We start from the raw sequence: 14805 nt of genomic DNA on the forward strand, positions 1-14805 counted from the left end.
TGTCTGACGACTCGTCGGCTTCGGGACCGGAGGCCGGGGTACGCGTCGATCGGGGCGACCTCCGTCACATCGTTCCGCCCGGGTTTCCGGGAGGCAACGCGGTCCACCAGCAGGTAAACGAGTGTCAACAGTGCGTAAGACCTCGGTGAACCGCGGGCGCTCGATGTGCACGATCCCCCGAGCCGCGAGTAATGTCCTCACCTGCACAGACTCATACAGTTTCCCTGGCCGTTCTCTTGACACCGGAGGGCCCGTTGTCCCGCTTCGCGCTCATCAAGGCAGTGCTCGGACCGATCATGCGCCTGATGTTCCGCCCACAGGTGGAGGGCGTGGAGCACATCCCGGGCGACGGTCCCGTCATCCTGGCCGGCAACCACCTCACCTTCATCGACTCGATGATCCTTCCGCTGGTGTGTGACCGGCAGGTGTTCTTCATCGGCAAGGACGAGTACGTCACCGGCAAGACCCTCAAGGGCCGGCTCATGGCCTGGTTCTTCACCGGCGTCGGCATGATCCCGGTGGACCGCGACGGCGGGCGCGGCGGGGTCGCCGCGCTGATGACCGGCCGGCGGGTGCTGGAAGAGGGCAAGGTCTTCGGGATCTACCCCGAGGGGACGCGGTCGCCCGACGGCCGGCTCTACCGGGGGCGCACCGGTATCGCCCGTCTGACGCTCATGACGGGGGCGCCGGTGGTTCCCTTCGCGATGATCGGCACGGACAAGTTGCAGCCGGGGGGTGCGGGGATGCCCCGCCCGGGTCGGGTCACGGTTCGCTTCGGTGAGGCGATGGAGTTCTCGCGGTACGAGGGCATGGACCGGGACCGGTACGTGCTGCGGGCCGTCACGGACTCCGTGATGACCGAGGTCATGCGGCTGTCCGGGCAGGAGTACGTGGACATGTACGCCACCAAGGCGAAGGCTGCGTAGGGGACGGCGGAGCCGCACACCGACACAGTCCGTGCCCCTAAAAACCCCTGTCGAGCCGCTGGTTCCTCAGCATGAACCAGGCCGCTGCCGCTGTCGCGAGCAGGACCGCCGCTCCCGCGCCCGCGGCGATGGTGAGGCCGTCCACGAAAGCCTCTCGAGCTGACGACAGCAGGTCCTGAGCCGTGTTCGTCGGCAGACCGGACGCTGCCTCCACCGCGCCACCCAGGGACTCGTGCGCCCCTTCCGGCGTGCCCGCGGGGGCCGCGAAGTCCCGGTAGACGCCTGTCACGATCGAGCCCAGTACCGCGATACCCAGGGCCGCGCCCAGTTCGTACGCCGTCTCCGAGACCGCCGACGCCGCACCCGCCTGTTCCTTCGGGACGCTCGAAAGGATCACGTCCGCCGTCACCGTGAACGAGAAGCCCGCGCCCACGCCGACCACCAGCAGGGCGGCGCCCAGCAGGGGGTAGCCCGTGGACTGGTCGAGCAGGGTCAGGGCCGCCAGGGCCACACCGATGGCCGCCAGGCCCCCGGAGACGACCACGCGCACCGAGCAACGGCGGGCCACCGTGCCCGCGACGAGGCCCGCCGCCACCGCGCCCACCGCCGCCGGGAGTTCGGCCAGGCCCGCCTCCAACGGGCCTCTGCCCTGGACGAGTTGCAGGTACTGGGAGAGGAAGAAGACCAGCCCGGAGAGGCCGAGGATGGTCAGAAGGTCGGCCAGGACGGCCCCGCTGAAGCCGGCGTTGCGGAAGAGGCGCATGTCCAGCAGGGGCGCGGGGAGGGTGAGTTGGCGGCGGACGAAGGCGTAGAGGGCTGCCGCTCCGAGGACTCCCGCGGCGACCGGCTCCCATGTGATGCCGTGCGCGGCGGTCTCCTTGACGGCGTAGACCACGCCGATCATGCCGACCAGGGACAGCGCGACGCTGCTCATGTCCCAGGGGCCCGGGTTCGGGTTGCGGGACTCGGGCAGGAACCTGATGCCGACGAGGACCAGGACCGCCATCACGGGCAGATTGATCAGGAAGACCGAGCCCCACCAGAAGTGTTCGAGCAGGAAGCCGCCGACGATGGGTCCGATCGCCGTACCGGCGGAGGCGGCCGCGCCCCAGATACCGACGGCGAGGCTGCGTTCGCGCGGCTCGTGGAAGAGGTTGCGGATCAGGGCCAGGGTGGCGGGCATCAGGGTCGCGCCGGCGACGCCGAGCAGCGCCCGCGCCAGGATCAACAACTCCGGTGTCGTCGCATAGGCGTTGAGGATCGATATCGCGCCGAACGCCGTCGCGCCCAGCAGCAGGATCCGCTTGCGGCCGATGCGGTCGCCGAGGCTGCCCATCGACACCAGCAGGCCCGCGATGACGAACGAGTAGACGTCACCGATCCACAGGAGCTGCGTGCCGGTCGGCTTGAGGTCCTCGCTGATGTACGGGGTCGCGAGGCCGAGGACGGTCGCGTCGACGGCCACCAGCAGCACGGCGAGCACCAGGACGGACAGCGCGAGCCAACGGCCGGAACGCTTCACCGCCTCGGTCGCGGTCGCCGGCTGCAGGGTGCTGGTCATGATTCCTCTATCGGTCGTACGGAATGACGTAGTGCGCCACCGAGCAACAGCTCGACGGTCATGTGGTGGAAGTCCTTGGGGGCGCCCTTGCCGCTCTGGAGCAGCCAGACGGCGGAGGCGAGCAGGCCGAACAAGGCCTCGGTGAGCCAGACGGGCGTGAGGTCGATGCGGAACTCGCCGCTCTGCTGGCCGCGCCGGAACAGTGCGGAGATGCGGGCGTCGATCCGGGCCCAGCCGTCGTTCTGCTCCTCGCCCTCGAAGAGCTGGTTCTCCGTGTAGAGGAAGGCGAGGAGTCCGGCCGCGGGTTCGGCCTCGCGGACCAGGCGCCGCACGGCTTCGCTCGCCGGCCCCTCGTCCAGGCGGGCGGCGTCGAGCGCCTTCTCGCACTCCTCGATGCCCAGCGACTCCAGTGCCCGTACGAGCGCGTCGCGTCCGGCGAATTGGCGGTGCAGCGTGGCCCGGCTGATCCCGGCGGACTTGGCGACCTCGTCCATGGTCGCGGTGGATCGGCGGGTCAGCAGGGCCGCGGCACTGCGCAGCACGTGGTCACGGTCGACAGCCATGAGACAACCATAGACCACATGAGACATGAATGTCTCACAGCGGGCATAGCTGTCTCATGTGCGACCGCTGAACAGAGGTCTCGTCAGTGCCAGGGCAACCGGCGGCGGCGCTCCCAGTACGCGCCCGGCTCCTCCGCCAGTCCTGCCAGCCGGGACAGCTGCCCGTCGTCGAGGTCCACGACCGCCGCGTGCAGGTTGGACGCGAGCTGGACGGTGGTGGCCGCCCCCGAGAGGACGACTCCGGCCCAGGGCTGACGGAGGACGAGCGCGAGGGCCACGGCGTCACAGCCCAGGGAGGTTTCCGCCGCTACGGCCTTCAGGGCGTCCGGGGCGTGCGGCTCGGCGAGCCTGCCGTTGGCCATGCCCTCCTTGACGATCACCGTGAGGCCCGCGTCGTGGGCCTCGGCGAGGGCGGGGGCGGCCGAGGTCTCCAGGGCGTTGTACGTCGACTGGACGGTACGGAAGAGCGGCTCGCCGTCCACCGTCACGGCGAGGGCGGCGCGGATGGTGTCCACCTGGGCGGGGCCGCTGGTGGAGAAGCCGATCGAGGTGCCCTGGGCGGCCGCCTCGGCGAGCCTGGCGTGGAGTTCCTTGTCGGTGAGGGCGGGGCTGTCCGGGGTCACCGAGTGGATCTGGTAGAGGTCGAGGCGGTCGCCCAGCAGTTCGGCGGTTTCGGCGCGCTGACGGTCGTACGTCCGGACGCTGTGGTCCTTGACCTCGTGGTGTTCGGCGTCGGTGGTCCAGTCGGCGGTGTAGGTGTAGCCCCACTTGCTGCCGACGACCACGTCGTCGATGCCGGGGTTCTTGTCGAGCCAGCCCGCGAGGAACTCCTCGGAGCGGCCGTAGGAGCGGGCCACGTCGAAGTAACGGACGCCCTGGAAGTAGGCGGCGTCGAGGAGTTCGTGCGTACGGGCGCGGAGCGCTTCCACGCTGCGGTTCTCCGCGAGGCCCAGGTCGTGGTCCCGGCCGAGGTTGATGTAGCCGGGGCGTCCGACGGCGGCGAGGCCGAGTCCGATGTGGCAGGTGGGGGTTGTCGCTGCGGCCAGTCGGGCGAAGGGCATCGCGGGCTCCGTTCGGTCGGGTCCGGTACGGCTTCCGACCAACGTACCCGCGATGACCTTCGGTGACAGAGCCGCGCGCCCAAGAGCTCGGTGGGTACCGGCTTGTCGGCGGGTGCGGGGCCGTCGTGGCCTGTCGCGCTCGGCGGACCCGCAGATCAGTACACCCCCGCTCCCCTAGCGGCGCTTCGCCTCGGCCCACGTGTGCTGTGCTGCCACGTCCGCCTTCACTTCCGCCAGCTGGACCGCCACCGCGCTCGGAGCCGTGCCGCCCCTGGCATTGCGGGAAGCGAGCGCGCCCGGGACGTTGAGGACCGTGCGGACCTCCGGGGTCAGGTGGGCGGAGATCTTGGCGAACTGGTCGTCCGTCAGGTCGCTCAGTTCCTTGCCCTCGGCCTCCGCCGCCTTGACGCACTCGCCGGCCACCTCGTGGGCCACACGGAAGGGGACGCCCTGCTTGACCAGCCACTCGGCGATGTCGGTGGCGAGGGAGAAGCCGGCCGGGGCCAGTTCCTCCATGCGCTCACGGTTGACCGTGAGGGTCGCCATCATGCCGGTGAAGGCGGGGAGCAGGACCTCCAGCTGGTCGCAGGAGTCGAAGACCGGCTCCTTGTCCTCCTGGAGGTCGCGGTTGTAGGCGAGGGGCAGGGCCTTGAGCGTGGCCATCAGACCCGTCAGGTTGCCGATGAGGCGGCCGGACTTGCCGCGCGCCAGCTCCGCGATGTCCGGGTTCTTCTTCTGCGGCATGATCGACGAGCCGGTGGAGAACGCGTCGTGCAGGGTCACGAAGGAGAACTCCTTCGTGTTCCAGATGATGATCTCCTCGGCGATCCGGGAGAGGTTGACGCCGATCATCGCGGTGATGAAGGCGAACTCGGCGACGAAGTCACGGGAGGCCGTGCCGTCGATGGAGTTGCCGACGCTGCCGTGTTCGAAGCCGAGGTCCTTCGCGACCGCCTCCGGGTCCAGACCCAGGGAGGAACCGGCCAGGGCGCCCGAGCCGTACGGCGAGACGGCCGTGCGCTCGTCCCACTGGCGCAGCCGCTCGGCGTCCCGGGACAGGGACTGGACGTGGGCCAGGACGTGGTGGGCGAACAGGACCGGCTGGGCGTGCTGGAGGTGGGTGCGGCCGGGCATCGCCACGTCCGGGTGGGCCTCGGCCAGGCCGATCAGCGCGTCCTGGAGTTCGGCGATCAGGCCGCCGATGATGCGGGCGTGGTCCCGCAGGTACATGCGGAAGAGGGTCGCGATCTGGTCGTTGCGCGAGCGGCCGGCGCGCAGCTTGCCGCCGAGGTCGGGGCCGACCCGCTCCAGCAGGCCCCGCTCCAGGGCCGTGTGGCAGTCCTCGTCGGCGATCGTGCCCACGAAGGAACCGTCGGCCACGTCGGCTTCGAGCTGGTCGAGCCCCGCGTGCATGCGCTGGAGCTCGTCCTCGGTCAGCAGTCCCGCGTTGTGCAGCACGCGCGCGTGGGCACGCGAACCGGCGATGTCGTACGGCGCGAGCCGCCAGTCGAAGTGGACGGACGCGGACAGCTTGGCCAGGGCCTCGGCGGGACCGTCGGCGAAACGGCCGCCCCAGAGCCGGACGTCACCGCTGTTGCTGCTCACTTGCGTTGCTCCTCACGGCTGCACTCAACGTTATGCATGATTATGCAGAGTCCTGCATGATTCGTCAATCTGGGGTCCGGGCGGCAAGGAATTTGCGCTCCCTTTGAACACGGGAAACCGCTTGCCCGTACTTCCCGCCGAACGCAGGCGCCGCGTTTGTCAACGAAGACCACTCCCGACCCCGAGTGAGGCATCCGCATGTCCAGGGCTCTTCCTAAGTACAACAAGCGCCGCGTGGCGATCATCGGCGGCGCCGCCGCCGTGGCACTGACCGGGGCGATCGTCGCCGGCACCGCCCTCGCCGGGGAGACCTCCAAGAGCGGCACCCCCACCGCCCGCACACTGGCCGACGTCGGCAGCATCACGTGCCCGGACGTGGCCTCCCAGCTGCCGGAGATCCCGGCCACCGCGCAGGCCGAGGTCGACCGCAACCTGACCCTGCTCCAGACCCAGATCGACGAGGCCAACAAGCGGCTCGTCGACACCGTCGGCCAGGGCGGTCCCAACTTCGTCCAGAACGCCATCCTCGGCCCGCTGGAGGACAAGCGGATCGCCACGGTCAACCGCATCGCCACCGCCATCGGCCGTACGGCCGACAAGCCGCAGGGCCTCGACGCCCTGGCTCCCTGCACCCTCAACGCCGGCGGTGCCGCCGGCACGGGCGAGGAGGCGGGCGCGGGTGCGGAGGCCGGAGCCGGCGCGGATGCGGGGGCGACACCGAGCGAGGCGGCCTCGGAGCCGGCCGGCGGCGCCGAGGACACCGGGAACGCGGAGGGCGCGGGCGACACGGGTGAGGCAGCCGGAACCGGCGCCATCTCCTGCCCGGACGTGGCCTCGCAGCTGCCGGCGATCCCCGCCACCGCGCAGGCCGAGGTCGACCGCAACCTGACCCTGCTCCAGACCCAGATCGACGAGGCCAACAAGCGGCTCGTCGACACCGTCGGCCAGGGCGGTCCCAACTTCGTCCAGAACGCCATCCTCGGCCCGCTGGCCGACAAGCGGAAGTCGACCATCGACCGCATCGCCATCTCCATCGGCCGTACTGCGGAGAAGCCGCAGGGCCTCGACTCCCTGGCCGCCTGCACGCTCACCAAGTGACGTGACAGGCGCTGTGGCCGCCCCGTGTGAGCGCCGGCCGGGGCGGCCACGGACGTCGTGGCACGAGGGATGTCCGTATTCGTTAGACGAACGAAATATCTGCGCCCATAATGCGTGGACATGGGAAAGACTTTTGAGCGCATAGACGGCCGGCTCCGCTCCTTCATCGAGGCGCAGCCCCTCTTCTTCACCGCGACCGCGCCCCTGTCAGGCGACGGCACGGTCAACCTCTCCCCCAAGGGTCTGCGCGGCTCCTTCGCGGTCCTCGACGAACTCACCGTGGCCTACCTCGACTTCGCCGGTTCCACCGCCGAGACGGTCGCGCATCTGCGGGAGAACGGCCGGATCACCCTCATGTGGTGCGCGTTCCAGGGGCCGCCCAACATCGTCCGCGTGCACGGGCGCGGTGAGCCGGTCTTCCGGGACGACCCGCGCTTCAAGGAACTGCTCGCCCGCTTCCCGGACATCGACCCGACCGCGCACGGACTGCGGGCGATCGTCGTCGTGACGGCCGAACTGGTCCGCGACTCCTGCGGTTACGCGGTGCCGTACATGGCGTACGAGGGCGACCGCGAGCTGCACGGCAAGCGGTTCGCGCGCGAGGACGACGCCTCGCTCAGCGCGTACTTCACCAAGAAGGAGCACATCGCCACGAGCCTGGACGGCCTGCCGGGGCTGCCGTTGCCGTTGCCGCCGTCCGCGGTCTGATTCACGCCTTGCCGATCCGGACGGTGAAGGTCGTCGAACCCGGCTCGCTCTCCACCGTCACGCTGCCCCCGTGCGCCTCCACCACCGCCGCCACGATCGACAGTCCCAGGCCCGCGCCGCCGGTCTCCGCCTTGGTGCTGCGGTCGGCGCGGGTGAAGCGTTCGAAGACGCCCGGCTGGATGTCCTCGGGGATGCCGGGGCCGTCGTCGTGGACCTTCAACGACGCTGTGCTGCCGTCGGTCTCCAGGGTCACCGTCACCTTGGTGCCGGCGGGGGTGTGCAGCCTGGCGTTGGACAGCAGGTTGGCCAGGACCTGCTGGAGGCGGTGTGCGTCGCCCGTCACCGTGACCGGGTCCTCGGGGAGGTCCAGTTCCCAGCGATGACCGGACCCCGTGGCCCGCGCGTCCGTGAGGGCGTCGAGGACCAGGCGGGTGAGGTCGACGGGAGCCGCTTCCAGGGGCCGGCCCGCGTCCAGGCGGGCCAGCAGGAGCAGGTCGTCGACCATCGCGCCCATGCGGGTCGACTCGGCGGCGATGCGTTGCAGGGCCCGGGTGATCTCCGGCGGCAGCGGGCCGGGGTGCAGCAGGGCGAGTTCGGCGTGGCCGCGTACCGAGGCGACCGGGGTGCGCAGTTCGTGGCTGGCGTCGGCGGCGAAGCTGCGCAGCCGTTCCTCGCTGGCATGGCGTTTGGTCAGGGCGTCCTCGACATGGCCGAGCATGCGGTTGAAGGCGCCGGCGACCCGGCCCACCTCACCGCGCGGGTCGGACTCGGGGGCGCGGGGCGGAAGGGCCACCTCGCCGCTGGCCAGCGGGAGTTCGCTGACCCGGGTGGCGGTGGCGGCGACCCGGCTGAGCGGGCGCAGGGACCAGCGCACCCACAGGGCGCCCGCGACACCGGCGGCGGTGAGGGCGGCGCCGAAGACGATCGCCGAGACCAGCTCCAGGCGGTGAACGGCGGCTTCGACGGGCTCCAGGGGCATCCCCGTGATCAGGACGTCGCGGTCCAGCCCCCGGGTGGCGATCACCCGGTAGTCGTCCAGGGCGGAGAGGCCGATGCTGTGGCCCCTGCCGTCGGCCGGGACCGCGGCGAGCCGCTTGCGGTCGTCCGCGGTGAGGCCGACGTTCAGGGTGCCGGCTGAGCGGACCACCGCGGCGTTGGTCACCGTGCCGTTCATGAGCCGGGCTCCGAAGGTGCCGGTGGCCTGCCTGCGGGTGTCGGCGCGCTCGTCACCGTCGTGGTCGTCCTTCTGCGGCTCTCCCTTGTGCTCCAGGCTCACCGCGAACCTGTTCCCGGCCTCGGTCAGCTGCTCGTCGAGCCGGCTGGTGAGAAAGCCGTTCAGCTCCACCACGGCGGCCAGCCCGACGGCGGCACAGCTCACCGCGAGGAGCACCAGGAGGCCGAGGGTGAGCCGGGCCCGCAGCGTGTGGGGCCGCAGGCTTCTCATGGCGTCACCGGTTTGATCACGTACCCGGCCCCGCGCACGGTGTGGATCATCGGCTCGCGGCCCGCGTCCACCTTCTTGCGCAGGTAGGAGATGTACAGCTCGACGACATGGGCGCGGCCGCCGAAGTCGTAGGACCACACCCGGTCGAGGATCTGCGCCTTGCTGAGCACGCGGCGCGGGTTGCGCATGAGGAAGCGCAGCAGCTCGAACTCGGTCGGGGAGAGTTCGATCAGCTCGCCGCCACGGGCGACCTCGCGGGCCTCCTCGTCCATGACCAGGTCGCCGACGGTCAGCCGGGGGCCCTCGTCGAGCTGCCGGGCCATGCCCGCGCGGCGGAGCAGTCCGCGCAGCCGGGCGACGACCTCCTCCAGGCTGAAGGGCTTGGTGACGTAGTCGTCGCCGCCCGCCGTGATGCCCTTGATGCGGTCCTCGACCGCGTCCCGGGCGGTCAGGAAGAGGACGCACACGTCCGACTTCACGGTGTGCAGGGCGCGCAGCACGGCGAAGCCGTCGGTGTCCGGGAGCATCACGTCCAGGACGACGGCGTCGGGCAGCAGCTCCCGGGCCGCGGCCACCGCCGAGGCGCCGTCGCCGGCCGTGCGGATCTGCCAGCCCTCGTAGCGCAGGGCGCCGGAGAGGACCTCGGCGAGGTCCGGGTCGTCGTCGACGACGAGGACCCGCAGCGGGGTGCCGTCGGGGCGGGTGAGGGCGGGGCGGCCGGAGCGTGCGGTGTTCATGACCTCTCCAGGATCACCCCTGGCCGGGGCGGCGGGGGCCCCGGGAAGCTCTGAGTTTCCTCTGAGTGCGCTCTGCGGGGTGGCCGTTCAGAGGGTCCTGAGAGGTTCCCCTCGCACAGTGGTGGCCCGGACAGGCGAAAGGACGCATCCATGACCACCGTGTACGAGCAGCGGGCCGCACCGGCCGTGGCGCCGCCCGCGCGACGCTCCCCCGCGGGTGCCGTGCTGGCCCTGCTGTGGGCCGGGGCGGCGGCCGTGATCGCCCTGTGGTGGGCGGACACCGGTTCCGTGGTCGGTACGGCCGGGTGGCTGACCGGCGCCGGGCGGATCGCCGGGCTGCTGTGCGGGTACGCCTGCGCGGTGCTGGTGGGGCTGATGGCGAGGGTGCCGCTGCTGGAGCGACGGGTCGGCTCGGACCGGGTGGCGCGCTGGCACGCGATGGCCGGCCGCTACACCGTCTGCCTGCTGCTCGCGCACATCGGGCTGATCCTCGCCGGGTACGCCGCCCAGGACGGTGCCTCGCTGTGGCACGAGACCGTCACCGTGGTCCTGGACTATCCGGAGATGCTCAAGGCGACCGCGGGGACGGTGATCCTCCTCGCCGTCGGCGTCACCTCGGCGCGCGCGGTACGCCGCCGCACCGGCCACGAGTTCTGGTACTACGTCCATCTCCTCACGTACGCGGCCGTGTTCCTCGCCTTCGGCCACCAGCTCGCCCTCGGCAACGACCTGAGCGGAAACGCGGGGGCCACGGCCGCCTGGTACGCGCTGTACCTGGGCGTGGCGGCCCTGGTGCTGTGGTTCCGGATCCTCGCGCCGGTGCGGCTGAACCTGCGGCACCGGCTGCGGGTGGAGTCGGTGCACCAGGAGGCGCCGGGCGTGTGGTCCGTCGTCGTGCGCGGACGGGATCTGGATCGGCTGGGCGCGCGGGCGGGGCAGTTCTTCCGCTGGCGGTTCCTGGCCGAGGGCCTGCGGTGGACCTCGACGCCGTACTCCCTGTCGGCGCCGCCCCGTCCCGACCGCATGCGGATCACGGTCAAGGCGCTCGGCGGCCACAGCGCGGCCGTGGCGCTGCTGCGGCCCGGCACGCGCGTGTGGGCTGAGGGGCCGTACGGATCGCTGACCGGCGACCGGCAGACCTCGTCCAAGTCGCTGCTGATCGGGGGCGGAGTCGGTATCACCCCGCTGCGGGCGCTGTTCGAGACCCTGCCGGGCGAGGTCACCCTCCTCTACCGGGCGCGCACGGTCGAAGACCTCGCGCTGGGCGGGGAGTTGGAGGCCGTCGCGCGGTGGCGCGGAGCGAAGGTGCACTACCTGCTCAACGGGCCCCAGGGGCAACGGCCGCGGATCACCGCGGCGTCGCTGCGGTCGGCCTTCCCCGACCTGGCCGGCCACGACGTCTACCTCTGCGGCCCTCACGGCTTCGCCCGGGAGCTGTACGAGGAGCTGCGCGCCGCCGGGGTACCGGACCGCCGTATCCACCACGAATCCTTCGAGCTCTGAGAACTGTGAGGCCGCACACGTGCACGCGTTGAAGAAGAACCGTCCGCTGCGCCGCATCGTGCTGGCGAGCGCTGCCACCGTCTCCGGGATGGTGATGCTGCTGTCGCTGAAGCCGCACGCGTCGCAGGCCGCCCTGGCGCTGCCCGCGCCCTCCAGCAGCGCGAGCGCGTCGGGCGGCACCGGATCGGCCGCCACCGGCACGAAGACCGTCACCGGCGACACCGTGCAGACGCGGTGGGGCCCGGTCCAGGTCCGCATCACCATCAAGGACGGCAAGCTCACCGAGGTCACGGCGGTCACCTACCCGACGGACAACCCCCGGGACCAGGAGATCAACAGCTACGCGATCCCCCGGCTGCGGAGCGAGGCCCTCCAGGCCCAGAGCGCGGAGATCGACACGGTCTCGGGAGCCACCTACACGAGCGACGGTTACCGCCAGTCACTCCAGTCCGCACTGGACTCCGCGGGCAGCTGAACACACCGGCGTCACGGCACGTATCTGAGGACCAAGGGACCACGCCCACCCCCCTTGCCCCCGTCCCCGGAGGAAACGTGACCACGACGCTCGCAGGCGGCCGCGCCGCCCGCCGCCAGACGATGCGCCGCATCCGCCCGCGCCGTTCCCCGGCGACCGTTCTGCTGCTCGCCGTATGGGCGGGCGCGGCCGGTGTGCTGTGGCTGTGGTGGCACAACACACCGTCCGTCGCCGACGACAACAGCAAGATCCTCAACGCGGGCCGGATCACCGGTCTGCTGGCCGGATATCTGATGGCGCTCGTGGTGCTGCAAATGGCCCGGGTACCCGCGCTGGAACGCCGGGTGGGCTCCGACCGGGTCGCCCGCTGGCACGCGATGACCGGCCGCTACACCCTCTGCCTGGTCGTCGCCCACGTCTTCCTGATCATGTGGGGTTACGCCCTGCAGGCCGGCAAGGGGCTCGGCGACATCGTCCAGCAGACGATGGACTCCATCAACCAGCTGCCGGACATGGGCAAGGCGGCCATCGGCACGGGTCTGCTGTTCCTCATCGGGCTGATGTCGATCGGCGGGGTGCGCCGCCGGATCCCGTACGACACCTGGTACCACGTGCACCTGCTGACGTACGCGGCGGTCTTCCTGACCTTCTGGCACCAGCTGACCACCGGCAACGACTTCGCGGTCGAGCCGGTCGCCAAGACCGTCTGGTACGCGCTGTACGGCTCGGTCACCGCGCTGGTGCTCTGGTACCGGATCCTCACCCCGATCCGGCTGAACCTGCGGCACCGGATGTACGTCGAGGCGGTCGTCGAGGAGACGCCGGGCGTCGTGTCGGTGCTCATCGGCGGGCGCAAGCTGCACCGGATGGGCGCGGAGGCGGGCCAGTTCTTCCGCTGGCGCTTCCTCGCGCCGGGCATGCGGTTCAGCTCCCACCCGTACTCGCTGTCCGCGGCGCCCCGACCGGGCATGCTGCGGATCACGGTGAAGGCGATCGGCGACCACAGCGAGCGGCTGCGCGAGCTGGTGCCCGGCACCAAGGTGTGGGCCGAGGGGCCGTACGGCGCCCTGACCGCCCAGCGCCGCAGCCGCGGCAAGGTGCTGCTGGTGGCCGGCGGTGTCGGCATCACGCCGATGCGGGCCCTGTTCGAGACGCTGCCGGGCGCAGCCGGTGACATCACCCTGCTGTACCGGGCCAACACCACCCAGGACCTGGCCCTGTGGGACGAGCTCGCCGCCATCGCGGACGAGCGCGGCGCCCGGCTGATGTACGCGGTCAACAGTCCGGACGGGGAGCGCCCGGACATCTCCGCGGAGTCCCTCCAGCGCAAGCTCCCCGACATCGACAAGCACGACGTGTTCATGTGCGGGCCGAACGGTTTCGCGCAGTCCGTGTACGAAGCACTGCGCGGCGCGGGTGTGCCCGCCCGCCGCATCCATCACGAGTCGTTCGAGATGTGACGACGGGAATTCAGGAGCTGTTGAAGCGATGAGGAAGAGTCACCCCGTCCGTCGAGTCGTGCTCGCGACCGCCGCCACCGTCTCCGGTGTCGTGCTGATGCTGTCGCTGAAGCCGTCCTCGGACCCGGCGTCCGCCCAGGCAGGCGGAACGATCCCGCAGCAGACGGCGGCGGCGCAGGAGTCCGCCCAGGGCGGCACCGGGGCGGCCGCCGGCGGCGCGGTCACCGGGGACGTGGTCCAGACCCAGTACGGTCCCGTCCAGGTCCGTATCACCGTCAGCGGCAACAAGATCACCAAGGCCGAGGCGGTCCAGGCGCCCAAGGGCGGGGAGAGCGACGCGAAGACCGCTCTGTCCATTCCGAAGCTCACCCAGGACACGCTCGCCAAGCAGACCTCGCAGGTCGACACGGTCTCCGGGGCGACCTACACGAGCGAGGGCTACAAGAAGGCGCTCCAGTCGGCGATCGACAAGGCGAACGAGGCGGCCTCCCAGGCGCAGCCGTCGGCTCAGCCGTCCCAGACGGCGGGCGGCAGCGCCGGTACGGCCGCCAAGACGGTGACCGGTGCCGTGTCGCAGACCCAGTACGGCCCGGTGCAGGTCCGGATCACGGTCAGCGGCGGCAAGATCACCAACGCCGAGGCGGTGCAGGCGCCGAAGGGCGGGACGAGCGACCAGAAGACGGCGCAGTCCATCCCGAAGCTCAACCAGGAGGCCGTGGCGGCCGGCAGCGCGGACATCGACTCGGTCTCCGGAGCCACCTACACCAGCGAGGGCTACAAGAAGTCGCTGCAGTCGGCGCTGGACCAGGCCGGTGGCTGACACGGTGGCCGAGCCGGCACAAGCTCCCGCCGCGGTGCGTCACGCAGAGGAGGTCATGGGGACGGTCTTCTCCTTCGACGTCCGCGGCGGGGAACCCCTTGCCGTACAGACGGCACTGCGGGAGGCGGTGGCCCAACTGCACTGTGTTAACGAGGTGTTCAGCACCTACCGCGACGACAGCCAGGTCTCCCGCCTGGCCCGCGGCGAGCTGACGGTCGCCGAGTGCGACCCGGAGGTGGCCGAGATACTCGAACTCGGCGCCGAGGCCGAGCGGTTGAGCGACGGCTGGTTCAGTCTGCGCTACGGGGGCCGTCTCGACCCCACCGGCATCGTCAAGGGCTGGGCGGTGGAACGAGCGGCCCGTCGGATGGCTCTCGCGGGGGCGACCGGGGTGAGCGTCAACGGCGGCGGCGACGTGCAGCTGCTGGGCGTACCGGGCCCGGAACGCCCGTGGCGGGTAGGGGTCTCGGACCCCCTGCGCCCGGGCGGCCTGGCGGCGGTGGTCTCGGCGGCGGGTGCGGCCGAGCTGGCCGTGGCGACGTCCGGCACGGCGGAACGCGGCGCCCACATCATCGACCCCCGCACCGGCCGCTCCGCGGTCACGGACCTCGTCGCGGTGACGGTCGTGGCCCCCACGGTGACCTGGGCGGACTGCTGGGCGACGGCAGCGTTCGCGATGGGGTCGCGGGAGGGCCTGGCGTGGCTGGAGAGCCTGCCGGACGTGGAGGCGCTGCTGATCACGGCGGGCGACGAGGTCAGGTGTACCGGGGGCTTGGCAGCCCGGCTCGGGTAAGCGCTTTTAGGGGCGCGGGGCTGTGTCGATGTGCCGCTCCGCCGCGTGGGC

The 14805-nt window shown here is 71.2% G+C and carries 14 protein-coding genes; 8 read left to right on the forward strand and 6 right to left on the reverse strand.

Going from position 1 to position 14805, the window contains the following annotated elements; genetic code table 11:
- Positions 1 to 254 precede the first annotated feature (254 nt).
- On the forward strand, positions 255 to 926 hold the full coding sequence (locus QF027_RS09785) for a lysophospholipid acyltransferase family protein (protein ID WP_306984115.1): 672 nt from the start codon (positions 255 to 257) through the stop codon (positions 924 to 926).
- Between the two features lie 37 nt (positions 927 to 963).
- Here QF027_RS09785 and QF027_RS09790 read toward each other — a convergent pair whose 3' ends face one another.
- The 4 genes from QF027_RS09790 to argH form a co-directional block, all read right to left on the reverse strand.
- Entirely contained in the window at positions 964 to 2487 is a 1524-nt protein-coding gene (locus QF027_RS09790) for an MFS transporter (RefSeq protein ID WP_307073973.1), read from the reverse strand.
- A complete protein-coding gene (locus tag QF027_RS09795) occupies positions 2484 to 3050 on the reverse strand; it encodes a TetR/AcrR family transcriptional regulator (protein WP_306984111.1) in 567 nt (188 codons plus the stop codon). The genes QF027_RS09790 and QF027_RS09795 overlap by 4 nt, the downstream gene beginning before the upstream one ends.
- An 83-nt stretch (positions 3051 to 3133) precedes the next feature.
- Complete coding sequence (locus QF027_RS09800) at positions 3134 to 4111, reverse strand: aldo/keto reductase (RefSeq protein ID WP_307073975.1); 978 nt, start codon at positions 4109 to 4111, stop codon at positions 3134 to 3136.
- Positions 4112 to 4285: 174 nt separating this feature from the next.
- Positions 4286 to 5716, reverse strand: a complete 1431-nt coding sequence (gene argH, locus QF027_RS09805) for an argininosuccinate lyase (protein WP_306984107.1) — start codon at positions 5714 to 5716, stop codon at positions 4286 to 4288.
- Positions 5717 to 5914: 198 nt separating this feature from the next.
- On the opposite strand from argH, the gene QF027_RS09810 reads away from it, so the two are divergent.
- Complete coding sequence (locus QF027_RS09810; RefSeq protein ID WP_307073977.1) at positions 5915 to 6814, forward strand: hypothetical protein; 900 nt, start codon at positions 5915 to 5917, stop codon at positions 6812 to 6814.
- 120 nt (positions 6815 to 6934) lie between these two features.
- Positions 6935 to 7522, forward strand: coding sequence for a pyridoxamine 5'-phosphate oxidase family protein (locus QF027_RS09815; RefSeq protein WP_306984103.1), 588 nt, complete (start codon positions 6935 to 6937; stop codon positions 7520 to 7522).
- Between the two features lies 1 nt (position 7523).
- On the opposite strand, the gene QF027_RS09820 is transcribed toward QF027_RS09815, so the two are convergent.
- Entirely contained in the window at positions 7524 to 8966 is a 1443-nt protein-coding gene (locus QF027_RS09820) for a sensor histidine kinase (protein ID WP_306984101.1), read from the reverse strand.
- Positions 8963 to 9703, reverse strand: a complete 741-nt coding sequence (locus QF027_RS09825) for a response regulator transcription factor (protein WP_307073979.1) — start codon at positions 9701 to 9703, stop codon at positions 8963 to 8965. Before QF027_RS09825 ends, QF027_RS09820 begins: the two co-directional genes overlap by 4 nt.
- Before the next feature lie 150 nt (positions 9704 to 9853).
- Here QF027_RS09825 and QF027_RS09830 point away from each other — a divergent pair, with 150 nt between their 5' ends.
- The 5 genes from QF027_RS09830 to QF027_RS09850 all read left to right on the forward strand — a co-directional run bounded on the left by QF027_RS09830 (position 9854) and on the right by QF027_RS09850 (position 14754).
- The gene (locus QF027_RS09830) at positions 9854 to 11206 is read left to right on the forward strand and encodes a ferredoxin reductase family protein (RefSeq protein WP_307073981.1); all 1353 of its coding nucleotides are present in this window, start codon (positions 9854 to 9856) and stop codon (positions 11204 to 11206) included.
- Positions 11207 to 11225: 19 nt separating this feature from the next.
- On the forward strand, positions 11226 to 11681 hold the full coding sequence (locus tag QF027_RS09835; protein ID WP_307073983.1) for an FMN-binding protein: 456 nt from the start codon (positions 11226 to 11228) through the stop codon (positions 11679 to 11681).
- Between the two features lie 77 nt (positions 11682 to 11758).
- Positions 11759 to 13141, forward strand: a complete 1383-nt coding sequence (locus tag QF027_RS09840; protein WP_307073985.1) for a ferredoxin reductase family protein — start codon at positions 11759 to 11761, stop codon at positions 13139 to 13141.
- A 28-nt stretch (positions 13142 to 13169) separates the two neighbouring features.
- Positions 13170 to 13961 carry an FMN-binding protein gene (locus tag QF027_RS09845; RefSeq protein ID WP_307073987.1) on the forward strand — a complete coding sequence of 264 codons (792 nt, stop codon included), beginning with the start codon at positions 13170 to 13172 and terminating at the stop codon, positions 13959 to 13961.
- Complete coding sequence (locus QF027_RS09850) at positions 13954 to 14754, forward strand: FAD:protein FMN transferase (protein ID WP_373432410.1); 801 nt, start codon at positions 13954 to 13956, stop codon at positions 14752 to 14754. The genes QF027_RS09845 and QF027_RS09850 overlap by 8 nt, the downstream gene beginning before the upstream one ends.
- Positions 14755 to 14805: the final 51 nt, after the last annotated feature.

It is taken from the genome of Streptomyces canus (assembly GCF_030816965.1).
Taxonomy (GTDB): Bacteria; Actinomycetota; Actinomycetes; order Streptomycetales; family Streptomycetaceae; genus Streptomyces; species Streptomyces canus_E.

Coding starts and splice junctions, on each gene's coding strand:
- QF027_RS09790 (WP_307073973.1), bottom strand. CDS start 2,487: ATGACCAGCACCCTGCAGCCGGCGACCGCGACCGAGGCGGTGAAGCGT.
- QF027_RS09795 (WP_306984111.1), bottom strand. CDS start 3,050: ATGGCTGTCGACCGTGACCACGTGCTGCGCAGTGCCGCGGCCCTGCTG.
- QF027_RS09800 (WP_307073975.1), bottom strand. CDS start 4,111: ATGCCCTTCGCCCGACTGGCCGCAGCGACAACCCCCACCTGCCACATC.
- QF027_RS09810 (WP_307073977.1), top strand. CDS start 5,915: ATGTCCAGGGCTCTTCCTAAGTACAACAAGCGCCGCGTGGCGATCATC.
- QF027_RS09815 (WP_306984103.1), top strand. CDS start 6,935: ATGGGAAAGACTTTTGAGCGCATAGACGGCCGGCTCCGCTCCTTCATC.
- QF027_RS09820 (WP_306984101.1), bottom strand. CDS start 8,966: ATGAGAAGCCTGCGGCCCCACACGCTGCGGGCCCGGCTCACCCTCGGC.
- QF027_RS09825 (WP_307073979.1), bottom strand. CDS start 9,703: ATGAACACCGCACGCTCCGGCCGCCCCGCCCTCACCCGCCCCGACGGC.
- QF027_RS09830 (WP_307073981.1), top strand. CDS start 9,854: ATGACCACCGTGTACGAGCAGCGGGCCGCACCGGCCGTGGCGCCGCCC.
- QF027_RS09845 (WP_307073987.1), top strand. CDS start 13,170: ATGAGGAAGAGTCACCCCGTCCGTCGAGTCGTGCTCGCGACCGCCGCC.